The organism is Streptomyces sp. bgisy027 (assembly GCF_057710365.1).
The window spans coordinates 21,259-44,621 of sequence record NZ_JBYIVZ010000038.1 but is presented as its reverse complement, the minus strand read 5'-3'; the positions used below and the strand labels follow the sequence as shown (position 1 = coordinate 44,621).

Genomic DNA, 23,363 nt, shown 5'->3' with positions numbered 1-23,363 from the left:
AAGCGGCCTCTGGGGTGGTCGGCGGGGTCGTGCACGGGGCACCTCCGGAGCGGTCGCCGTCAGCATCCGCCGGCGGCGGTGGTCGGCGCGGCGGCCGATGGTCTTGTCCCACAGGGCCGTTGGTCCCTCTTCGCGCGCTGAGACGCGGTTGCGGCGAGCGATGACACGCGCGGGCACGTCCCGGGGCCCGGGACCGCCGCGAGTCCGAGGGGTGCCACGTCCGGCCGCGAAGTGCGGCCGGACGTGTGACCGGACCGGGCGCCGCGAGCGCCGTACGCGCTGTGCCTGCCGCGGGCGGGGACGGGGGAGTTGTCCGCCCGGCAGGCACGGAATGCGGTCGTGCAGATGGGCGCCTGCGGTTCGATCGACACCCAGCATGCAGCGGGGCACGCGCGTGGCCACCGGCCGACCCGGTCCCACCACCGGGACCATTGGGCCCTATGGAGACGGCCGATGTTGGGCCGGAAGGTCGCACGGCAAGGACCGCAGGCCCCAGGTGCATCCGAGGGCGTGCCCCCTAGCTTTCTGGCCATGGAGAACGATCGGAAGGCACCGCGTCGGGCGCCGCGCGCCGGGGAGGACTGGCCGCTGGCCGCCCGCAGGCTGCTCACCCGCGGCGAGGTGTCCGCGGACGGTCGCGCCGTGTTCGGCACGGGCGACCCGCAGTGGGAGGGCTTCTACCGCGACCGGTGGGCCCACGACAAGGTCGTGCGGTCCACGCACGGCGTGAACTGCACGGGCTCGTGCTCGTGGATGGTGTACGTCAAGGACGGCATCATCACCTGGGAGCACCAGGCCACCGACTACCCGTCGATCGGCGCGGACTGCCCCGAGTACGAGCCCCGGGGGTGCCCGCGCGGTGCGTCGTTCTCCTGGTACACCTACTCCCCCAGCCGGGTCCGCTACCCGTACGTCCGCGGCACCCTGCTGAAGCTGTGGCGCGAGGCCCGCCGGCGCCTGGGCGACCCGGTGGCCGCCTGGGCCGAGATCACCGGCGACCCGGCGAAGGCCCACGCCTACAAGCGGGCCCGCGGCAAGGGCGGCCTGGTGCGCGCGGACTGGGACGAGGTGTCCGAGCTGGTCGCCGCCGCCCATGTGCACACCATCAAGGCGTACGGGCCCGATCGCGTCGCCGGTTTCTCCCCGATCCCGGCGATGTCGATGGCGTCGTTCGCGGCGGGCGCCCGGTTCATGTCGCTGATCGGCGGCACGCTGCTGTCGTTCTACGACTGGTACGCCGACCTGCCCGTCGCCTCGCCGCAGGTCTTCGGCGACCAGACGGACGTCCCCGAGGCCGCCGACTGGTGGAACGCGGGCTATCTGATCATGTGGGGCTCGAACATCCCCGTCACCCGCACGCCGGACGCCCACTTCCTCACCGAGACCCGCTACAACGGCACCAAGGTGGTCGCGGTCAGCCCCGACTACGCCGACAACGTCAAGCACGCCGACGAATGGATGTCCCCGCACCCGGGCACCGACGGCGCGCTGGCGATGGCCATGGGCCACGTGATCCTGCGCGAGTTCCTGGTCGACCGCGAAGTGCCGTACTTCCGGGACTATCTGCGCAGGTTCACCGACGCGCCGTTCCTGGTCGCCCTGTGCGAGAACGACCACGGACTCGTCCCCGACGGGTTCCTGAGCGCGGCGGACCTGGGGCGCGACACGGAGCACGCCGAGTCCAAGACGGTGCTCCTCGACGCGGCCACCGGGCAACCGGTCGTGCCGAACGGCTCGCTCGGCTTCCGCTGGGGGGAAGCCGAGCCGGGCCGCTGGAACCTCGATCTGGGCGGCACCGTGCCGGAGTTGAGCCTGCTGGAGAGCGCGGAGGAGACGGTGGCCGTGGCCCTGCCCCGCTTCGACGAGGGCGGCACGGAGGGCGGCTCGGTCATGGTGCGCGGCGTACCGGTGCGGCGGATCGGCGGGCGCCTGGTCACCACGGTCTTCGATCTGATGCTGGCGCAGTACGGCGTTCGGCGGCCGGGTCTGCCGGGCAACTGGCCGACGTCGTACGAGGACGCGGCCGAACCGTACACCCCGGCCTGGCAGGAGACGATCACCTCGGTCCCGGCAGAGCAGGCCGCGCGGATCGCGCGGGAGTTCGCCCGCAATGCCGAGCGGACCGACGGCCGGTCGATGATCGCCCTCGGGGCGGGCACCAATCACTGGTTCCACTCGGACACCATCTACCGCGCGTTCCTGGCCCTGCTCACCATGACCGGCTGCCAGGGCGTCAACGGCGGCGGCTGGGCGCACTACGTCGGCCAGGAGAAGATCCGCCCGGTCACCGGGCTCCAGCATCTCGCCTTCGCCTTCGACTGGCAGCGCCCCACCCGGCACATGGCGGGCACCTCGTACTGGTACCTGAACTCCGACCAGTGGCGCTACGAGGCGTTCGGGCCGCAGGAGCTGGCCTCCCCGCTCGGTGAGGGGCGGTTCGAGGGCAAGGGCTTCGCGGACTGTCTGGCGCAGGCGATACGTCTGGGCTGGACGCCCGGCCATCCCGGTTTCAACCGCAACCCGCTGGACCTGACGGACGAGGCGAGGGCGGCGGGCAGGCCGGTCGCCGAGCACATCGTCGACGAACTGAGGTCGGGGCGCCTGAAGTTCGCCGCCGAGGATCCCGACGACCCGGCGAACTTCCCTCGCGTCCTGACCGTGTGGCGGGCGAACCTCCTCGGTTCCTCGGGCAAGGGCAACGAGTACTTCCTGCGGCATCTGCTGGGCACGGACGCGGCGGTCCGCTCGGAGGAGACCCCTCCCGAGGGGCGTCCGAAGGACGTGGTGTGGCGGGAGGAGGCGCCCGAGGGCAAGCTCGACCTGCTGGTCGACGTGGACTTCCGGATGACCTCGACCGGTCTGCTCTCCGACGTGGTCCTGCCGGCCGCGACCTGGTACGAGAAGGACGACCTGTCCAGCACGGACATGCATCCCTTCGTGCACGCCTTCACGCCGGCCATCGCCCCGCCCTGGCAGGCCCGCACGGACTACGACACGTTCCTGACCCTCGCCGACCGGTTCAGCGAGCTCGCCGCCGAGCACCTCGGCACGCGCACCGACGTCCTCGCCGTCCCGCTGCTGCACGACACCCCGGACGAACTCGCCCAGCCGGGCGGTGTCGTACGGGACTGGAGGACCGGTGAGTGCGAGCCGGTGCCCGGCAGGAACATGCCGAAGCTGGTCGTCGTCGAGCGGGACTACGGCGCGACCGCGCAGAAGATGCGCGCCGTGGGTCCGCTGCTGGACACCCTGGGCACCACCACGAAGGGCGTCACCGTCCATCCGGACCAGGAGCTGGACGAGTTGCGGCGGCGGTGCGGCACCGTCCACGACGGCGTCGCCGCGGGCCGCCCGTCCCTGGCCACCGCCGGCGACATGTGCGAGGCGATCCTGGCGCTGTCCGGCACCACCAACGGCCGTCTGGCCACGGAGGGTTTCCGCGAGCTGGAGCGGCAGACCGGCAGCGAGGGTCTGGTGGCGCTGGCGTCCGAGCGGGAGGCGGAGCGGATCACCTTCGCCGACACGCGCACCCAGCCGCGCGCCGTGATGACGTCGTACGAGTGGTCGGGCAGCGAGACGGGTGGCCGCCGCTACTCGCCGTTCGTCATCAACACCGAGCACCTCAAGCCCTGGCACACCCTCACCGGCCGCCAGCACTTCTTCGTCCAGCACGACTGGATGACCGAACTCGGCGAGCAACTGCCCGTCTACCGGCCCCCGTTGAACACGCCCAGGCACTACGGCGACGAGCACCTGCACGAGGACGGCCGGGCGGAGGTCACGGTCCGCTACCTCACCCCGCACTCCAAGTGGTCGATCCACTCGAACTACCAGGACAACAAGTACATGCTCGATCTGTCCCGCGGCGGCCCGACGATCTGGATGTCGACGGTCGACGCCGAGAAGATCGGCGTGAAGGACAACGAGTGGATCGAGGCGTACAACCGCAACGGCGTCGTCGCCGCCCGCGCGGTGGTCACGCACCGGATGCCCGAGGGCACGGTGTACATGTACCACGCCCAGGACCGCAACGTGAACGTCCCGAGGACCGAGGTCAGCGGCAGGCGCGGCGGCATCCACAACTCACTGACGAGGCTGCTGCTCAAGCCCACCCATCTCGCGGGCGGCTACGCCCAGTTCACCTACGCCTTCAACTACTACGGCCCGACCGGCAACCAGCGCGACGAGGTCACCGTCATCCGCCGCCGCAGCCAGCAAGTGGAGTACTGAGATGCCCCGTGGCGAAGCCACCATCGGACGTGTCATGGCTCAGATCGCGATGGTGATGAATCTGGACAAGTGCATCGGCTGCCACACCTGCTCGGTCACCTGCAAGCAGACGTGGACCAACCGCACCGGTGTCGAGTACGCCTGGTTCAACAACGTCGAGACCAAGCCCGGCGTCGGCTACCCCCGCCGCTACGAGGACCAGGAGCAGTGGAAGGGCGGCTGGATGCTCGACAGGCGCGGCCGGCTGGTGCTGCGCTCCGGTGGCCGGGTCAAGCGGCTGCTGTCCCTCTTCTCCAACCCCGACCTGCCGGGCATCGAGGACTACTACGAGCCGGTCACCTACGACTACGACAACCTGGTCAGCGCCCCCGCCGGCCCGGACATGCCGGTCGCCCGCCCCCGCTCCGTCCTCACCGGCAGACCGACCGCCATCACATGGGGCGCCAACTGGGAGGACGGCCTCGGCGGCGCCGCGGAGAACGCGGGCGCCGATCCCAACCTGAGCGGTGCGTGGGCGGAGAAGGTCAGGTTCGAGTTCGAGCAGACCTTCCTCTTCCATCTGCCGCGCCTGTGCGAGCACTGCCTCAACCCGGCCTGTGTGTCGGCGTGTCCGTCGGGCGCGATGTACAAGCGGGTCGAGGACGGCATCGTCCTGGTCGACCAGGACAGGTGCCGCGGCTGGCGGATGTGCGTGACGGCGTGCCCGTACAAGAAGGTGTACGTCAACCACGCCACCGGCAAGGCGGAGAAGTGCACCTTCTGCTTCCCGCGCGTCGAGGCCGGACAGCCCACGGTCTGCTCCGAGACCTGTGTGGGCCGGCTGCGCTATCTGGGCCTGCTGCTGTACGACGCCGACCGCGTCGGCGAGGCGGCGGCCACCCCGGACGAGAAGGATCTGCTGGACGCCCAGCGGGGCGTGTTCCTCGACCCGCACGACCCCGAAGTGGCCGCGGCCGCACGGGAGTCGGGCATCCCCGAGGACTGGCTCGCGGCGGCCCGGCGCTCCCCGGTGTACGACCTGGTCTCCCGGTTCAAGGTGGCCCTGCCGCTGCACCCGGAGTACCGCACCCTGCCGATGGTCTGGTACGTGCCGCCGCTCTCCCCCGTCCTGGACGCCGTCGACGCTGCGGGCGGCGACCAGGACGACCCCGACCATGTCTTCGCCGCCGTCACCCGGCTGCGCATTCCGCTGGAGTACCTCGCGGAGCTGTTCACGGCCGGGGACACCGACGTGGTCGCAGGGGTGCTGATGAAGCTGACCGCGCTGCGTTCGTACATGCGCGAACGCACCCTCGGCGAGGACGGCGACAAGGCCGCGCTCAAGGCCGTGGGGCTCACGGCGCGCGAGGCGGGGGATCTGCACCGGCTGCTCGCCGTCGCCAAGTACGAGGACCGGTACGTCGTCCCCGCCGCCCACAAGGAGGACGCCGCCGCGCTGACCGCGATGGAGAACCGCTGCCCGGTCGAGTCCTCCGACGGCCCCGGGGACGCCGCAGGCCGTCGGGTGATGCTCGGCTTCCCCACCCTGCGCCGCGACAACGCCGGAGGCCACTCGTGACCCCGCTGCCTTCCCCCGGCCGCCCGGGGGGACCCCCGTCGATCCCCGCGCTCGTGCGCGCCCGTGTCCGCGCGGCGGTACGCCGCCCGGCTCGCCTCACCCGCGAGGAGGCCGAGGCACGCGCGCTGCTGCTGCGGCTCTGCTCGCTGCTGGTGCAGTACCCGGACGCCGAACTCACCGCCGCCCGCCCGGTGCTCACCGCTTCCGTCGAGACGCTGCCGGCCTCGCCCGCCGCCGAGCACCTGGCCGACTTCACCGCCTGGTTCGCCGGCCAGGAGCCCGACGCTCTGGAGCGGCACTACGTCGAGACGTTCGACCTGCGCCGCAGGAGCAGCCTCTACCTCACCTACTACCTGCACGGCGACACCCGCCGCCGCGGCATGGCCCTGCTCACCCTCGCCCAGCGGTACCGGGCCGCCGGCTGGGACACCGACGGCAGCGAACTGCCCGACCATCTGCCGGTCGTGCTGGAGTTCGCCGCCCTGGCCGGGCCGGGTGGCGGCGAGGCACCGCTGCGCCTGCACCGGCGCGGTCTGGAGCTGATCCACCGGGCGCTGGCCGACGCCGACTCGCCGTACCGGCATGTCCTGGCCGCGCTGCTCACCCTGCTGCCGCCGGCCACCGAGGCCGACCTCGCCGAGGTGGCCCGGCTCGCCGCCGAGGGGCCGCCGAACGAAGACGTCGGACTCGATCCCTACGGCACCTACGGGGACGGGGAGTTCGCGCCTCCGGGCACCTTCGTGCCGCCGGTGTCCGCTCCGCCGACCCGGGTACCGCCCGCCCCGACACCCCGTACGGAAGGCCCTCGATGAACGCCGCGCTCCCCCCTTCGGCCGCCGCCTCGGCGAGCGGTGCGGATCTCCTCCTGTGGGTCGCCGTCCCCTACATCTGCCTCGCCGTGTTCGTGGTCGGGCACATCTGGCGCTACCGGCAGGACCAGTTCGGCTGGACCTCCCGCACCAGCCAGCTCCTCGAACACCGCTGGCTGCGCTTCGGCAGCCCGCTGTTCCATCTCGGCGCGTTCATGGTGATCGCCGGGCATGTCATGGGCCTCGCCGTCCCCGACTCGTGGACCGAGGCCGTCGGCATCACCGAGCACGCCTACCACACCACGGCCGTCTGGGCGGGCTCGGTGGCGGGCATCACCATGGTCGCGGGGCTGGGCATGCTGTGCGCCCGGCGCCTGCTGAACCGCAGCATCCGCCTGGGCACCGACCGCAGCGACAAGCTGCTCTTCCCGCTGCTGTCCGCGACCGTCGTGCTGGGCATCACCGCCACCTTCGCCCACAACGTGTTCGGCGCGGGCTACGACTACCGCTCCACCGTCTCCGTGTGGTTCCGCGGCCTGTTCGTCCTCCAGCCCCGGCCGGAGGCCGTCGCCGGCGCCCCGCTGCTGTTCCAGCTGCACGCCCTCACCGCCTTCCTGCTCTTCGCGGCGTGGCCGTTCACCCGGCTGGTACATGTGTGGAGCGCCCCGGTCGGCTACCTGGTCCGGCCGTATCTGGTCTACCGCCGACGGGCCGCGACGACCGCGGCCATGCCACCACCGGGCCGGCCCCGGTCGGCGCCGGGCTCCCGCCGAGCCGCATGAGCCACGTGCACTGCCTGCAACAGGGCGTCGTCCCCGCGCCCCGGAGCGTCCTGGAGGTCCTCCGTGACACGCACTGGCTGCTCCTGTCCGCCTGGTACGGGGTGATCGCACTCCTCGTGCTCACCCGCTTCCGGACGTAGTGGAACACCCTGCTCCGACACCACCCGAATCACCGAGCGCCACCTTCATCACTTTCCGTGCACAGTGCGTGATCTGCTGATGTAGGCGAAGCAGCCCGGGGTGTTATTGAATGAAGTGTGCGGTCAGGAATCTCGGGACCCTGTCGCCGGGGTTCCGTTACGGCCCCGGCGCTGTGCCGGGGTTGGCGAGCGAGCTGAGAGAGCCGCATGGACTCCACCCCCTCCCCCTCGTCTGCCTCGCCATTCGACATGGTCAGCAGGGCTCTGGGGCAATACATCCCGCGCGGCGCGGCGGCAGCGGCCGCCGGCTCTGCCGACACGCAGGGGGACAGCGCCGCCCACCCGCACAAACCCTCGAATCCGACGCCCGGCCGCCAGGAGCAGATCCTCGGCGCGGTCGGCCTCGACCGGGATCTGAGAATCACCCGCTCCAATCTCGACCCCCCCGTTTTCGCGGGGGTGGAGGCCGTGACCGGGAGCCCTTTCGTCGATCTTCTGCCTCCCTGGGACGTACCGACAGTCACCAGGCGTTTGCGGCAGGTACTCGAGACGGGTGAGCCGCACGTCGCCCGGGTCCAGCGCCTGCGCCGCAGTGACGGATCGGAGCTGGTGGTCTCCATGAGCATCCTGGCCGCCGCGGCACCGCAGGAGGGGCTGACGGTCACCCTGATCGCCATGGCCAGGAGGCTGCACCTGTACGCCGCCGAGACCGCGATCGGCACATCGCTGGACATCGGCGAAACCGCACAGTCGCTGGCGGAGTCCCTGCTGGCCTGGGGAGACGTGGCCGCCATCGACCTCGATCTCGCCGTGTGGACGGGCGAAGTGGTCACCGAGCAGCCGCAGCGGCGCATCCGGCTGCGGCGAGCGGCCCTGGTACCGGACCGGGCCTGGCCCGACGGCTACGTCACCCCGGGCGACGATCTTCCCAGCGATGCGAGTCGCCTGCTCTCGCAGGCGATCCGGCGTGACGATGCCGCCCAGGCCATCGTCCTGCCCGACCGGGCGGCGATCGAGCGGGTGCTCGGCAGTGAGCGGCTGATACATGCCCTGGTCCCCGGTGACCGAGCGGCGGGCGTGGCATACGTACCGCTGGTCCTCAACGGTGCGCCGCCGGTCGTGCTGGGTGTGGCGGAGGTCTGGCGGCGGGCGGGCCGCCCCTTCGACGACAGCGAGCTGCTCGACCTTCAGGAACTGGTGGCCAGGACCTCTCATCACGTGGACCTGGCCCGTCAGCACCAGCGCGAGCACACACAGGTCCTGGCACTGCAGCGCCGACTGCTGCCGCGCTCCAGCGGCGACACCATCGAGACCGCGAGCATCTACCAGCCCGCCACCCCGGACAGCGCGGGCGTCGGCGGTGACTGGGTGAACAGCTTCCCGCTGCCGGACGGCCGTACGGCGCTGGTGGTCGGTGACGTCGTCGGGCACGGCCTGGGCGCCGCGGCGACCATGGGGCAGCTGAGCATGGAGGCCCGCGCGCTGCTGTCCGCGGGGCTGGCGCCCGACGAGGTGCTGGAGCACCTGGACGAGACCGTGTCGCTGCTGGACGACGCGGAGTCCGGGCTGGCCGCCGGTTACAGCGCCCTCGGGTCGACCTGCTGCATCGCCGTCTACGACCCGGTCAGCCATCGCGTGACGCTGTCCAGCGCCGGCCACCTTCCCCCGGTCCTGATGCTCCCGGACGGGCTCGGTGGTCCGGTCGCGGCACGGCCCCACCCCGGGCTGGGCGCCGAGTTCGCGCTGCGGGAGCCCTTCGACGTGCACGCCTTCGCCGCGCCCCCGGGCTCGCTGCTCGCCCTCTACACCGACGGCCTGGTGGAGGATCCCGCGCTGTCGATCGACGAGGGCATCGGCAGGCTGGCGGACGCCGTGTCCAAGGTGCACCCCTGGGACGCCCTGCCGGAGGCGGCGCGGCGCGTGGTCTCCGAACTGGCGCCCGCGAGCAGGCGCGACGACGTGACCCTGCTGCTGGCGCGCATGATCGGCTACCGCAAGGGGGACACCGCGACCTGGCGGCTGCCGGCCCGCGGTGATGCGGCAGCCCAGGCCCGCACGCTGGTCTCCGGGCTGCTGGGGCGGTGGTGCTCCAGGGAGGACACCCGGGACAGCGTGCTGCTGGTGGTCAGCGAGCTGGTCGCCAACGCGGTCCGGTTCGCCCGAGGACCCATCACCCTGCGGTTGATCCGGACGGGTAACGGGCTGCTGTGCGAGGTGGGCGACACCGGCAACGGCAGGCCCCGGCTCGGCCGCAACGAGCTCCTCGACGACGCCGGTCGCGGCCTGCACGTCGTACACGGACTCACCACCCGGTGGGGGGTGCGGTGGACCGACACCGGCAAGGTGGTCTGGGCTTCGATCGCCAAGTGACGCGGCTGCGGGTGGGACGGCGGTGACCCTTTGTGCGGTATGCGCGGGTTCGCTCTACAGCCACTGCCCTTCCAGCGCGGTCGCCGTGAGGCCCGGGGCCGCCGCGTACAGGACGGCACGGCTGCCCGGCTTCTGCCCGGCGTCGTGCGCCCTGCGCATGATGTCGAACACTGCGGCGCCCCCGCGGTTGCCGGTGGTGTAGCTGTCCCGGCTGTGGTCCAGCAGTCCCGAGGGCCAGCCGTCGGGCATCGTCTGCTCCATGTACTCCAGCACTCGCGTCCCGCCGGGGTGCGCGAGCAGGACGTCGGGGTGCCAGGAGTCGGGGTCGTCCTGGTACCGGGCGCCCAGCCAGTCCCACATGGCGGTGACCGTCTCCTGCACGGCGCGCGGCCCGCGCCGGTCCATCACGAAGTGGGTGCCGTCCTCCCGGGTCTCCAGACGGTGCAGGTCCTGAGTGCCGGGCAGGGTGTGGTTCCAGGCGGCGTCCAGTCGAAGCACCGACTCGGCCCGCGGGCGGCCCGTGACCACGGCGGCGACCGCGGTGTCCGCGAACAGCAGCCGGACGATCAAGGACTCCAGGGTGTCGTCCGCGGGCTGGTACGTGGTGCTCAGCGCCTCCGCGATCACGACCAGGACCACCCGGTCGGGGTCCGCGGCCACGAGGTCCGCCGCCAGCGCCAGGGAACGGGTCCCGGCGATGCAGGCCCACTGCGTGGCCGGCAGCAGCATCACGTCGCTGCGGAGCCCGAGCCTGTTGGCCAGGGCGACATCCAGACCCGGCAGTGCCGGAGTGGTGGAATTGCTGGTGATCACGCAGTCGACGTCCGCGGCGTCGAGCCCGGCGATCTGGAGGGCCCCGCGCGCCGCGCGCTCCCCGTAGGACTGCACGGCCTCCCAGGCCGGCGCGGTGCGTTCCTGGACGGTCTGCGGCGCGGGTATCGACTCGAGGGCGGCGATCACACGATCCACGTCCTGCTCGGTGAACCCGTCGCCGGCCAGCGCCTCTCGGGCCGGTCCGACACCGGCGGCGGGCAGGCCGTTGCCCTTGCCGGGCGCGACTGCGGTCTCAAGCGGCAGCATCCACCCGCGGTTTTCGATGCCGGTGCTCGCAGCGATGCCGTCGATCCGCGGCGCCCATGCCGCGTCCGGGTGCCGACCGCGCACTTCCTCCACGATCTGGCTGGTCTTGACGGTGTGCTCGCCGTGTATCACGGCAGGCGGGCAGAGGAAAGCGGCCATGGTTTGCACCTTTCTGAGGGGAGCGAGGCAGAACGGCACGACCGCTGTGTCATGGATCACTTCGGCACGATGCATCCAAGTCGATGCCTGTGCGCTCTACTTCGGGCTGCTGAGTCCGTTTCGAGCATGGACGCTAAATGGACATTTACGCTGTGACCTGGGCAACTTGGATCACGTTTGGCGTGCGTGACACGGCGCACAGTGCTGCATGAGGGCATGACGGGCTGCCCCACTCGCCTGGCACACCGTCAGTCCACGGTTCAGGGGCGGATGCGAGCCACTCCCGCGTAGATGCCGCTGGCCTCCGGCTCCGTGGCCGGGGTGGAGGTGAGCCAGTCGGTCGCCGTCACCAGGCCGGGTGGCACGAGGTCCAGGCCGTCGAAGAAGCGCTCCACTTCTCCGCGGGGGCGAAAGGCGAGCTGGATACCGCCCTTGGCGTACTGGGCGACCACCAGTTCGGCGAGTTCCGGAAACAGGTCGGACGCGGCGTGCGACAGGATCAGACCGCTGCCCGGCGGCAGCGTGTCGACCAGGGCGCGGACGATGCCGTGGGCGTCCTGCTCGTCGGTGATGAAGTGCATCAGCGCGATGAGCGACAGCGCGACGGGGCGGTCGAACTCCAGGACGCGCCGGGCATGCTGGACGATCGCTTCCGGGTCGCGCACATCGGCCTGGATGTAGTCGGTCACTCCCCCGGGACGGCTGACGAGCAGCGCCTCGGCGTGCCGCAGGACGATCGGGTCGTTGTCGGCGTACACCACCTTGGCCGACGGCACGACGTTCTGCACGATCTGATGGAGATTCGGCTCGGTCGGAATTCCGGTGCCTATGTCCAGGAACTGATCGACGCCCTGCGTGGCGAGCCACGCGGCCGCCCGGTGCATGAACTGACGGTTCTGCCGGGCGGCGTCCCTCGCCTCGGGCGGCAGCATCTCACCGACGGCCTCGTCGACCGGGTAGTTGTCCTTGCCGCCGAGCAGCCAGTCGTAGACCCGCGCGGGGTGCGCCCTGCTGGTGTCGACCGGCCGGGACGGCTGTGAGTTGGTCGTCATTGCAGCTCCATCGCGCGGCTGAGAGGTGCGGACCGAGATTCTTCATGATCATACTCATGCGGTCTCATCTCCCTTGCACGCGGGCCGACTTGAGCGGCCCGGCCCGCTCGGTCGAGGGTCGCCGGCCGCCCCGGATCCGCCCGTCCCGGTTGCCGGGCCGCTCAGCTCGGCCCGGCCGGGATCTCGTTGATCAGGGAGCCCTGCCTCAGCCATCGCACAAACGCGAAGGCCCAGGTGGCGAAGAGGACGAGCAGCAGGGCGAGCGCGAGGAGCCAGGGGGCGGGGCGGGACCAGCCGACGAGGAGGGCGACGACCGCCGCGAAGACGAGCACGGTCTGCACCGACTTGTAGGCGGCGGGGAAGCGGTCGTAGTCCGCCAAGGTGGGCAGCAGCACCACGGTGGTGATCAGCATGACCGCCACGGACCCGCCCATCAGCCAGCTCACGGCGACCGGCGACCGGTGGTCGGTGGCGTGCTCCACCAGCCCGACCATGCCCGCGCCGGCCGCCGCCACGGCCATGGTCAGCGGCAGGTGCGTGAAGATCCATGTCGCCAGTGAGTGGCCGCTCTCGCGCGGCAGGCGCCGGGACACCAGGTCGGCGTAGTTCCACCAGAAGCCGAAGCCGACGGCGAGCCCGAGCAGCCCCGTGGTCGTGACGAGTGCGCTGCGTTCGGTGTCGGTGAGGCCGTTCACGACACCGATGACGACTTCGCCGAGCACGATGATGATGAACAGTCCGAAGCGCTCGACCATGGTTTCGGTGACGACGTCATAACTCGGCGTCCTGCGCCAGAAGATGAGGATGACGCACTCCACGCCGCACCACCCGACGACGAACGCCGCCCAGACGGCGAGGCGGGCGTCGGCCGACAGCGGTACCGAGGCCACGATCACGATGATGCCCACGACCATGACGATCAGATAGCGCCGGGGCGTCTTGCGCAGTTCCGGTCGGTCCTGCCGGTACACGGAGTACCACTGGTAGCTCAGCAGGGCCAGCAGCAGTGCGTAGAGGGCCGCCAGGGTCCGGCCGTCGTCGCCGTCGGCGTGGCCGACGTAGACGGCCATGAGGGACAGCAGCAGCATCTGCACGAAGATCAGCGAACGGGTGTGGCCGTCCTCGCGGCCGTGCAGTTCGTAGAAGAGTGTGCCGTTCAGCCAGGCGATCCAGATCAGTCCGAAGACGACGGCGAAGGTCGCCGTGCCCCGCCAGGAGATGTCCTCCGCGAGGGTGTGGGCCGCCTCGCCGATCAGGACGACGTAGACGAGGTCGTAGAAGAGCTCCAGGAAGCTGACGCTGCGACCGGTGTCGGCCTCGCCGTGGCGCCGCGGCGGGCGGAAGAGCCAGCGGCGGGTGCCGGCGCCCAGCGGGACCGCCTCTGCGCCGGCGGGACGGGGCTCGGGGGCACTGTCGGACATATGAGGCTCCTGTGTGGCGCGGCCGAACGTGTGGCGAAGCGATGGTGACGGCTGCTCTCCCGCGGCAACGGCGGGCACGCCGCAGTATGTCGAACAGCTGTCGGTGATTCGGCAAGGCGGAGCAGTGAGGTTCGTGTCCAGGAGCCGGCGCGGGCCGCTGGTCCCCGGCCGGGCACGGCCGGGGACCAGCGGCCGACGAGTTCACCGCAGCCAGGGGTTGCGGCTCACGAACGGCAGGCGGGCCCACGCCCGGCCCAGCCCCCACACCGCTCCCGCGCCCGCGGCCGCGAGGGCGATCAGGACGCCGGCGTAGACGAGGTGGTAGTCGGCGAACGGGTTGGTCGACATGCTGGGCGAACCGTCGGACAGGTGCTTGGCGGGCGGCCACTCGGCGATCCACATCAGCGCCATCATCAACGTGCCTGCGATGGCGGCCAGTCGCAGCCCGATGCCGAGGATCAGCGCCAGACCGACGCCCAGCAGGCCCAGCATGAACAGCCAGTCCGCCCACGCGGCGCCGGCCCAGTCGTGGAAGGTCGACTCCATCGGCCCCGCCGCGACCCCGCCGAGGAAGCCCTTGGTGGGCGAGCCGCCGTCGATCCAGCCCTTGCCGGACGGGGTGGCGTAACCGAGGCCGAAGGTCTTGTCCAGGAACGCCCACAGGAAGACGAACCCGGTGAGCAGACGCAGGGATGCCAGCGCGTAGGCCGCCGCCGAGGCGGTCACCGCGACTTCCTGGGCGGTGCCGTCGGCCGACTCGGGACGCGACCTGCGGAACGAGGGCAGTTGGAACCCCGCGCGCCGGTGAGGATGCTCGTGCACAGCCATGATGATGTTCCCTTCGCAGCGGATTCCGTTGTTGACGCAATCACTGTCGCGGCTTCGGGCACCCCACGGGCCGATGCCGATGGTCCGCACCCGTAGGGCTGAACGGCCCCTTTCGCGGGACCTGTTGGGCCGCCGACGCGGCTACGGTCACCAGGGTCTTCCGGGCCGGTCGAGCAGGCGGGCGCCGACGACCGCGGTCTGGAGGGTGTGGCAGTGCGCGGGGTCGGCGGGGTTCGTGCCGGTGAGGGTGTGGATGCGGTCCAGGCGGCAGGTGAGGGCGCGCACGCCCGGTGCCGGCCGGCGGGCGGTTTCGGCGGCCACGCATCACCGGGCCCATGAGATCGTCGTCATCCACACACCGACCGCGGCATGCCGACCTTCACCGACGACGGCTTCAAGGGCCCGGTCCAGCAGGACACCGGCAAGCCCGACGAGGCCCTGGGCGAGGCGGTCGTCCGACGCCGACGGCCGTGCGGGCGCCGGTGACTGTCAGCGGCCGGTCGGCGGGTCCCACAGCACGCGCAGGGCGGGAGGCTTGCGGAAGACCAAGCCGTACGGGGCTGTGGGCCGTTCGGGGTCGAGGCGCAGGGCGGGGAGGCGTTCGAGGAGGCGCCGGAGGGCGATGCGTGTCTCCAGGCGGGCCAGGTGCGCGGCGATGCAGTGGTGCGGGCCCTGCGCGAAGGCCAGTTGGAGGCGAGCGTTCTCGCGGCGGATGTCGAACCGGTCGGGGTCCGGGAAGACGGCCGGGTCGCGGTTGGCTCCCGCGAGGGAGACGGTGACCAGTTCACCCTGACCGATCCCGGCCGGGCCGAGCACCGTGTCGCGCGTGGCGTAGCGGTCCACGACCGCCGCTCCGGGTTCGAGGCGCAGCGATTCCTCGATCGCACCGTCCAGCAGGTCTGCGTCGGCTCGGACGAGGGCCAGTTGGACGGGGTCCCGCAACAGGTGCAGCAGCGCGTTGGTGACCATCGCCTCGACGGTCTCGATGCCGCCGAACATCAGGACCGCCGCGTTGGAGGCCACTTCGGGCTCCGTCAGCCGCCCGGCGGCGGAGCCGAGGAGCGACGACGTGCCCCGGGAGGCGACGGTGTCGTCGACGGCGGCTCGCAGCCGCGCGTACGCCACGTCGCCGTCAGACCCCGGCGCCCGTCCCGCGGTTATGTCCGAGACCGACCGCACGATGGCGTCGTACCAGCTCAGCACCGTGTCCGCGGTGGTGCCGACCAGCCCGAGCGCCTCGGTCACGACGGCGACCGCGAGCGGTCCGGCGAAGGCACGCCGCAGATCGGCGGCGCCGGCGGGTTCCAGTGCGCTGATGAGCCGATCGACCTCCCGCTCGATGAACGAGGAGAAGCCGTCGTGCACCGCCCGGGGGCGGAACGGCGCGGCGAAGGGCTCACGATGACGGGCGTGCCGCTCACCGTCCAGGGACAGCATGCTCGGCCCGACGACCTGTGCGGTGGAGAACCGGGGGTCGTCGACGGTGAAGGTCGCGGCGTCGCGCATCACGTTCATCGCGAGGTCGCGACGGGTCACCAGCCAGCCGTCCAGCTCGGGCAGCCAGGACACGGGCTCATGGGCACGCAGTTGCGCCAGCCGCGCATGCGGATCCCGGGCGAGTTCGTCGAGGGTGGTCGCGGCGCCCAGCGGGAAGGAGCGGGCCTTGCTCATCGCACACCTCGGCCATGCGCTGGGAAACCGATCATGGCCAAGGCTAACAATCTCGCTGAGGGGTGGCCGGAGAGCGGGCGGCGGCGAGCTGCTGCGGCCGATCCGGCAAGTCCCCCATGAGAGGGCCCGGTTACACGACGTTAACGCCCGTGACTCGGTCGTGAGACCGCTCCACCTCACCATCGCAATACCTGTCACTCGATAGGTAACCCTCGTTCGGAGGTGCGGTGATGAACCGATCTGAGCTCACCCCTGTGTCACATCCCGTCGACGGCGTCGCCACCGGCGCCGCTCCCGTCGGCTACCACCAGGAACTGCGCCGCGGGATGGGCGGCTTCGCGTCGTTCGCCGCGGGGTTCTCCTTCGTGTCGATCCTCACCACCGTCTTCCAGCTCTTCGGACTCGGCTTCGGCCTCGGCGGGGCCGCGTTCTTCTGGACCTGGCCGCTGGTCTTCGTCGGTCAGCTGCTGGTCGCGCTCTGCTTCGCCGAACTGGCCGCGCGCTGGCCCATCTCCGGGGCGATCTACCAGTGGTCGAGCCGACTGGCCGGGACCACGGTCGGCTGGTTCACCGGCTGGATCATGATCATCGGGCAGATCCTCACCGTCGCGGCAGCCGCGATCGCCGCGCAGGCGGTGCTGCCCGGCATCTGGTCCGGCTTCCAGTTCGTCGGCGGACCGGGCGCGGACCCATCGGTCGCCTCCCCGACCGGCGCGCGGAACGCGGTCCTTCTGGGGTGCGTCCTGTTGGTGATCACCACCGTCGTGAACATCCTCGGCATCCGTCAGATGGCGGCCGCCACCAGCATCGGCGTCACGATCGAGATCGTCGGCGTCATCATGCTGGTCCTGGTGCTGTTCTTCCTGCCCGAGCGGGGCCCGCAGGTGGTGGCCCACAACACCGGCTGGGCCGGCGAGGGGAGCTACCTCGGGGCCTTCCTCGCCTCTTCCCTGATGGCGGCCTACGTCATGGTCGGCTTCGACTCGGCCGGCGAGCTGGCAGAGGAGACGCACAGCCCGCGCCGGACCACACCCCGGACCATCCTGCGGGCGCTGATCATCTCGGGCATCGGCGGTGCGCTGCTGATCCTCTCGGGGTTGCTGGCCGCGAGGAGCCTGACCGACGGCAACCTGGCGGCCGGCGGCCTCTCCTGGGTGCTCACCGACCGGCTCGGAGACGTCCTCGGGCGACTGCTGCTGTGCTGCGTCGCCGTCGCGGTGTTCGCCTGCACCCTCGCCGTGCAGACCTCCGGCGCACGCATGATCTACTCCATGGCCCGCGAGGGAGCCCTGCCCTTCCACCGGTATCTCGGGAAGGTCTCGGCCCGCACCGGCACGCCGATCATCACCTCGATCGTCGTGGGCGTGGGCGCCGCCGTCGCGCTCCTCGTGAACATCCGGCAGGCGGCGATCTTCACCGCGCTCTCCAGCCTCTGCATCGCCATGCTCTACCTGGCGTACCTGGGCGTGACCCTGCCGCTGCTGGTCGCCCGGATCCGGCACCGGGGCACCGACCGGCTTCCGGACGGCGTCGACGAGACGGGCCGGCCGCTGTTCTCACTGGGCCGCTGGGGAACCCTCGTCAACGCCCTCGCCGTGCTCTTCCAGGTCGGTATGGCCGTCAACCTGCTGTGGCCGCGCGCGGAGATCTACGACCTCACCGAGGGCACCTGGTGGTTGCAGTGGAGCGCGCTGCTCTTCATCGGGCTCAGCCTCGCCATCGGCGCCGGCTACTTCATCGCCCGCCGGCTGCACCTCCGGATCGAGCTGAGGCACGTCCCCCACACCCACCTCGAGCCGCCGGCCGAGGCCGTACCCGAGCCCGCCTGACGGCGTACCGGCACAGTCACCCGGCCACGCACCACCCGCCCGCACACGAGGCACACCCACGAAGGGACGACGGCACTCCCATGACGACGACCGAAGGGCCGACGGCCGGCACTCCGCAGGATCGGCCCCCCACCGGCGACGCCGACACGCAGCCGGCCACCGGAGGCCCTCTCCCGCAGCGGGCCCCCGTCACCGTCCGCGGCCTGCACCTGACCGACAGCGTCCACAGCGCCCGGGACGACGCCCGCGCCCAGGGCGGCCGAGCCGGCGACTGGATGCCGTACCTCCCGGCGTCCGCCGGCCCGTACCGCCCGCCCGGAGTGGACCGTACCGCCCTGGTGTGGGCGGAGACGGTGGCGCCCGGCGGCTACACCCACAAGGTCCTCGCCCGCGGCAGCCGACTGCGCTTCGACGACCCGACCGGTGACGCCTGCGCCCATCTGCTGCTCTTCAACGCCCTGGAACCGGTCGAGCGGCTCAACGTCGCCGACACCCTGAAGATCCCCTGGCAGGCCTACCTGGGCGTGAACCACCCGCTGCTGTCCGGCGACGGCCGGGTCATGGCCGTCGTCACCGGCGACTCCTCCGGCCGGCACGACGCCTTCTGCGGCACCACCACCGACGCGTGGAACGAACGCAAGTACGGTGACGCACGCCCGGAGGGACCGTCCCCGTCCGGCCGCGGACTGTTCGTCAAAGCTGCTGCCAAGCACGGTCTGAGCCGACGCGATCTGCCGCCGAGTGTGTCCTTCTTCCAGGGCGTACGCGTGCGGACCGACGGTGCCCTCACCTGGCAGGGCGGCGCGGGGCCGGGCACGCACGTCGAACTCGTGGCGGAAATGCCCCTGTTGGTGCTGATCGCCAATGTCGCTCACCCCCTGGACCCCCGCTCCGAATACGCCGTCGGACCCCTGCGTGTGCACGCCTGGCGCGGCCTCGCGACCGGTCCGCACGAGGAGCGGTTCACCGCGACGCCCGAACTGCACCGGGCGTACCTCAACACCGTCGACTACTGCGAAGCCCGGGGGTTGTGACATGGCGACCGGACAGCCCGCCGAAGCCGACGAGACCGTCGTGAACACCCACCCCACCGCTTCGGGCGGCACCGTCGCCTCCACGGTCCCGGTCGGTGCCGGGTACGCCGAGGGCTCCGTACTGGACTGGGGAGCGAGCCTGGTCGAGGGCACGGTCGTCCTGGACGAGAGGGTGGCACCCAACGCGCCCTGGTCGGCGGTGGTGGAGCGGGGGCACGTCCTGACCATCGTCGACGTCGGCGGCAACCAGTCCGCCGACTGTCTCCTCTACGACGCCGCCGATCCCGAGGAGCGCTACAGCGTCCCCGACACGCTGGCCTGGCAGGGCAACGCCTACGTGCGCACCGGCACCGTCCTGCGCAGCAACGAGGGACGCCCGCTGATGACCGTCGTCGCCAACGAGATCGACCGTCAGGACACCATCGGCGGCGCCTGCGGCAAGGAGTCCAACACCCTGCGCTACGGCCACCATGTGATGTTCCATCACGGCTGCCGCGAGAACTTCCTCGCCGAGGCGTCCCGGCACGGACTGGGGGTGCGGGACCTCGTCTCCAACCTCAACTGGTTCATGAACGTGCCCGTCGAGGCGGACGGCGCACTGGGCATCGTCGACGGCATGTCGGCGCCCGGCCGACGGGTCGCGGTGCGCGCCGAGACCAACGTCCTGGTGCTGGTGTCCAACTGTCCGCAGATGAACAACCCGTGCAACGACTTCAACCCGACCCCGCTGCGGATGCTCGTCGTGGACCCGAGCAGCCCCGCGAGCTCGCACGACGCCGACTCGCAGAGCACCTCGGAGGATGCCGCGTGACCCGCCCCGTCACCGTTCTCGTCGCCAACCGCGGTGAGATAGCCCGCCGTGTCATCCGCACGGCCAAGCGGATGGGGCTGGCCACCGTCGCCGTCTTCTCCGACGCCGACCGGGCCGCCCCGCACGTCCGCGAGGCCGACCACGCCGTCCGGCTCGGTCCGGCGCCCGCCCGAGAGTCGTATCTGCGCGGCGACGCGATCGTCGAGGCGGCGCTCGGCCACGGCGCCGGCATCATCCACCCGGGCTACGGCTTCCTCTCCGAGAACGCCGCCTTCGCCCGCGCCGTCGAGGAGGCCGGCCTGCGTTTCGCGGGCCCGACCGCGGACCAGATCACCGCCTTCGGCGAGAAGCACACCGCCCGCGCCCTCGCGAAGGCGGCCGGGGTGCCGCTGCTGGCCGGGACGGAACTGCTGGCGAGCGCCGAAGAGGCCGTCGCCGCGGCCGAGTCGATCGGGCTGCCCGTGATGGTCAAGGCAACCGGCGGTGGCGGCGGCATCGGTATGCAGGCCTGCGCCACCGCGGACGAGGTGCGCGAGGCGTTCGCCCGCGTGGCCGCGCTCGCCGAGTCCAACTTCGGATCGGCCGGGGTGTTCCTGGAGCGCCTGGTGCGCCCGGCCCGGCACGTCGAGGTACAGGTCTTCGGTGACGGCACCGGCCGGATCGCCGTCATCGGCGACCGCGACTGTTCGCTGCAGCGCCGCAACCAGAAGGTGATCGAGGAGTCCCCTGCCCCGGCCCTGCCCGACCGGGTCCGCGCCCTGCTGCACGACTCCTCGCGCGGGCTGCTCGCATCGGTCGGCTACCGCGGCGCGGGGACCGTGGAGTTCGTCTACGACCCGGTCCGCGAGGAGGCCGCCTTCCTGGAGGTCAACACGCGGCTCCAGGTCGAGCATCCGGTGACCGAGGAGGCGTACGGCGTCGACCTGGTCGCGCTCATGCTCGAACTGGCCCGCGACGGCCGGGTCGACGACCCGGTGTTCGAGCGGGAGTGGACGCCCACCGGGCATGCCGTGCAGGCCAGGGTCTACGCCGAGGACCCCGGCAAGGACTCGCTGCCCTCCTCGGGCCTGATCACCCGGGCGCTCTTCCCGGGCCAGGGAGCCGATCCGATGCCCGGTGTGCGGGTCGACGGGTTCGCCGAGACCGGCCTGGAGATCTCGCCGTACTACGACCCCATGCTCGCGAAGGTGATCGCGCACGGCACCACCCGCGACAGCGCGTTCGACGTCCTGGGCGAGGCGCTGGGCGCGAGCCGGATCGACGGCATCGTCACCAACCTCGGTCTGCTGCGCTCGCTGACCGTGCGCGCTGAGGTGCGCGAGGCCGTGCACAGCACCAGCACGCTCGCCACCACCGCCGACCCCGAACCGCGCATCGACGTCCTGGTGCCGGGAGCGATGACCACCGTCCAGGATCTCCCCGGCCGGCTCGGCCACTGGCACGTGGGCGTGCCGCCGAGCGGCCCCTTCGACCCGGTCTCCTTCGCCGAGGCCAACCTGGCCGTCGGCAATCCGGCCGGGGCACCCGCGCTCGAAGTCACCGCGGGCGGTCTGACCCTGCGCTTCTCCGCCGCGACCGTCGTCGCCGTCACCGGGGCCCCGACCCCCGTCACCGTGGCCGGCTCCACGGTGCCTCTGTGGGAGCCGGTGCGGGTCCCCGCCGGCGCCACCTTGGTCCTCGGCGCCGCGCAAGGCCCCGGTCTGCGCACCTATGTGGCCGTCAGTGGCGGCATCGACGTGCCCGCATACCTGGGCAGCGCCTCGACGTTCACCCTCGGCGGCTTCGGCGGCCACGGCGGCCGGGCGCTGCTCGCCGGGGACGTGCTGCGTCCCGCGGTGTCCGTGGCCGCCGCCGGTGGCCCGACCTCGCCCGGACGCCGTCCCGCGATCACCTCGCGCTGGCAGATCGGTGTCACCGAAGGCCCGCACGCCGCACCGGAGTTCTTCACCCGCGAGGACATCGACACCCTCTGCGCGACCGACTACAAGGTGCACCACAACTCGGCCCGCACCGGCATCCGCCTGATCGGCCCCAAGCCGCGCTGGGCCCGCCAGGACGGCGGTGAGGCCGGACTGCACCCGTCCAACATCCACGACACGCCCTACGCGGTCGGCGCCCTGGATTTCACCGGCGACACGCCGATCGTCCTGGGCCCCGACGGGCCGTCCCTAGGCGGGTTCGTCTGCCCCGCGGTGGTCGCCAGCGGCGAACTGTGGAAGCTCGGCCAGCTCCGCCCCGGCGACACCGTCCGGTTCGTACCCGTCAAGGAGGCCGAGGCGGCCGCCCTCGACGCCCGCCGCGCCTCACCGGCGCTGATCAGCACGGGAGGAGACGGCGACGACGGCATACTGGGCCGTCTGGAAGCCACCGATACCCGCCCCTCGGTCACCTACCGCCGGGACGGCGACGACAACGTCCTCGTCGAGTACGGCCCCATGGCACTCGACCTCGGTCTGCGGATGCGGGTGCACGCCCTGCAGGTGACCCTGGCCGCGCACGCGCCCGACGGCCTCGTCGACGTCACCCCGGGCATCCGGTCGCTTCAGGTCCACACCGACGCCCGCCGCCTGAGGGCCCGTGACCTCACCGCCCTGCTGCGCGAACTGGAGGACGAGGTCCCGCCCACCAACGAGCTGACGGTCCCCTCCCGCACGGTCCGGCTGCCGCTCAGCTGGGACGACCCGGCCACCCGCCTCGCCATCGAGCGGTACATGGCCGGGGTGCGCGACGACGCCCCTTGGTGCCCCTGGAACATCGAGTTCATCCGCCGCGTCAACGGCCTGGAGAGCACCGACGACGTCTACCGCACGGTCTTCGACGCCTCGTACCTGGTGCTCGGCCTCGGGGACGTCTACCTCGGCGCCCCCGTGGCGACCCCGCTGGACCCGCGGCACCGCCTGGTGACCACCAAGTACAACCCGGCCCGCACCTGGACCGCGGAGAACTCCGTCGGCATCGGCGGTGCCTACCTGTGCGTCTACGGCATGGAGGGCCCCGGCGGCTACCAGTTCGTCGGGCGCACCGTGCAGATCTGGAACCGGTTCCGCAGGGGCGGCCTGTTCCAGGACTCCCCGTGGGCCCTGCGCTTCTTCGACCGCATCGAGTGGTACCCCGTCACGGCGGAGGAACTCCTGGAGTTGCGCGCCGAGACCGATGCCGGCCGAGGGCCCTGCGACACGCAGGAGGGCACCTTCTCGATCGCCGAGTACAACGCCTTCCTGAGTGCGAACGCCGACTCGATCGCCGCGTTCCGGCAGCGGCAGAGCGCCGCGTTCGAGGCCGAGAAGGAACGCTGGCGGGCCGCCGGCGAGTTCGACCGGAACGACGATCCCGAACCTCCGGCCGCCGACGCCGTCGTCGTACCGGACGGCGCTGTCGCGGTCACCGCACCGTTCACCGCCACCGTCTGGCAGACCGTCGCGGAGCCGGGCACCACCGTCGCCGAGGGCGACCCGATCCTCTCTCTGGAGGCGATGAAAATGGAGTCCAAAGTGAGCGCCCCCGCCGCCGGGACCCTCCTGAAGATCTACGTCAGCCCCGGAGAGCAGGTCGCCCCGGGCCAGATCCTCGCGGCGGTGAAGGCATGAGC

General features: G+C 71.7%; 15 protein-coding genes and 1 pseudogene. 10 read left to right on the top strand and 6 right to left on the bottom strand.

Annotated elements, in window-relative coordinates; all coding sequences use genetic code 11:
• Positions 1-531 precede the first annotated feature (531 nt).
• From AC3ETA_RS32600 to AC3ETA_RS32575, 6 genes are all read left to right on the top strand, one after another.
• Complete coding sequence (locus tag AC3ETA_RS32600) at positions 532-4,230, top strand: nitrate reductase subunit alpha (RefSeq protein WP_432196496.1); 3,699 nt, start codon at positions 532-534, stop codon at positions 4,228-4,230.
• A 1-nt stretch (position 4,231) separates the two neighbouring features.
• Entirely contained in the window at positions 4,232-5,788 is a 1,557-nt protein-coding gene (gene narH, locus AC3ETA_RS32595) for a nitrate reductase subunit beta (protein ID WP_432196495.1), read from the top strand.
• A complete protein-coding gene (gene narJ, locus AC3ETA_RS32590; protein WP_432196494.1) occupies positions 5,785-6,600 on the top strand; it encodes a nitrate reductase molybdenum cofactor assembly chaperone in 816 nt (271 codons plus the stop codon). The genes narH and narJ overlap by 4 nt, the downstream gene beginning before the upstream one ends.
• Entirely contained in the window at positions 6,597-7,379 is a 783-nt protein-coding gene (gene narI / locus AC3ETA_RS32585) for a respiratory nitrate reductase subunit gamma (RefSeq protein ID WP_432196493.1), read from the top strand. The genes narJ and narI overlap by 4 nt, the downstream gene beginning before the upstream one ends.
• Positions 7,376-7,519: a hypothetical protein gene (locus tag AC3ETA_RS32580; protein WP_432196492.1), complete on the top strand. Its 144-nt coding sequence runs from the start codon at positions 7,376-7,378 to the stop codon at positions 7,517-7,519. Before narI ends, AC3ETA_RS32580 begins: the two co-directional genes overlap by 4 nt.
• Before the next feature lie 207 nt (positions 7,520-7,726).
• Positions 7,727-9,889, top strand: a complete 2,163-nt coding sequence (locus AC3ETA_RS32575) for an ATP-binding SpoIIE family protein phosphatase (RefSeq protein ID WP_432196491.1) — start codon at positions 7,727-7,729, stop codon at positions 9,887-9,889.
• Between the two features lie 54 nt (positions 9,890-9,943).
• Here the strand turns inward: AC3ETA_RS32575 and AC3ETA_RS32570 are convergent, their stop codons facing one another.
• From AC3ETA_RS32570 to AC3ETA_RS32545, 6 genes and pseudogenes are all read right to left on the bottom strand, one after another.
• Complete coding sequence (locus AC3ETA_RS32570; protein WP_432196490.1) at positions 9,944-11,128, bottom strand: beta-ketoacyl-[acyl-carrier-protein] synthase family protein; 1,185 nt, start codon at positions 11,126-11,128, stop codon at positions 9,944-9,946.
• Positions 11,129-11,388: 260 nt separating this feature from the next.
• On the bottom strand, positions 11,389-12,180 hold the full coding sequence (locus tag AC3ETA_RS32565) for an SAM-dependent methyltransferase (RefSeq protein ID WP_432196489.1): 792 nt from the start codon (positions 12,178-12,180) through the stop codon (positions 11,389-11,391).
• A gap of 161 nt (positions 12,181-12,341) precedes the next feature.
• Positions 12,342-13,601, bottom strand: coding sequence for a low temperature requirement protein A (locus tag AC3ETA_RS32560; protein ID WP_432196488.1), 1,260 nt, complete (start codon positions 13,599-13,601; stop codon positions 12,342-12,344).
• A 201-nt stretch (positions 13,602-13,802) separates the two neighbouring features.
• Complete coding sequence (locus AC3ETA_RS32555; protein ID WP_432196487.1) at positions 13,803-14,429, bottom strand: hypothetical protein; 627 nt, start codon at positions 14,427-14,429, stop codon at positions 13,803-13,805.
• Positions 14,430-14,576: 147 nt separating this feature from the next.
• A pseudogene (locus AC3ETA_RS32550) lies at positions 14,577-14,753 on the bottom strand (PucR family transcriptional regulator); the annotation flags it as partial.
• 165 nt (positions 14,754-14,918) lie between these two features.
• Positions 14,919-16,100 (bottom strand): cytochrome P450, encoded by a 1,182-nt coding sequence (locus AC3ETA_RS32545; RefSeq protein ID WP_432196486.1) that lies wholly within the window; start codon positions 16,098-16,100, stop codon positions 14,919-14,921.
• 230 nt (positions 16,101-16,330) lie between these two features.
• On the opposite strand from AC3ETA_RS32545, the gene AC3ETA_RS32540 reads away from it, so the two are divergent.
• From AC3ETA_RS32540 to uca, 4 genes are all read left to right on the top strand, one after another.
• The gene (locus AC3ETA_RS32540) at positions 16,331-17,929 is read left to right on the top strand and encodes an amino acid permease (RefSeq protein WP_432196485.1); all 1,599 of its coding nucleotides are present in this window, start codon (positions 16,331-16,333) and stop codon (positions 17,927-17,929) included.
• Between the two features lie 80 nt (positions 17,930-18,009).
• Positions 18,010-18,963 (top strand): urea amidolyase associated protein UAAP1, encoded by a 954-nt coding sequence (locus AC3ETA_RS32535; RefSeq protein WP_432196484.1) that lies wholly within the window; start codon positions 18,010-18,012, stop codon positions 18,961-18,963.
• A 1-nt stretch (position 18,964) separates the two neighbouring features.
• Positions 18,965-19,774, top strand: a complete 810-nt coding sequence (locus AC3ETA_RS32530) for an urea amidolyase associated protein UAAP2 (protein ID WP_432196483.1) — start codon at positions 18,965-18,967, stop codon at positions 19,772-19,774.
• A complete protein-coding gene (gene uca / locus AC3ETA_RS32525; RefSeq protein WP_432196482.1) occupies positions 19,771-23,361 on the top strand; it encodes an urea carboxylase in 3,591 nt (1,196 codons plus the stop codon). The genes AC3ETA_RS32530 and uca overlap by 4 nt, the downstream gene beginning before the upstream one ends.
• The last annotated feature ends 2 nt before the right edge of the window (positions 23,362-23,363 follow it).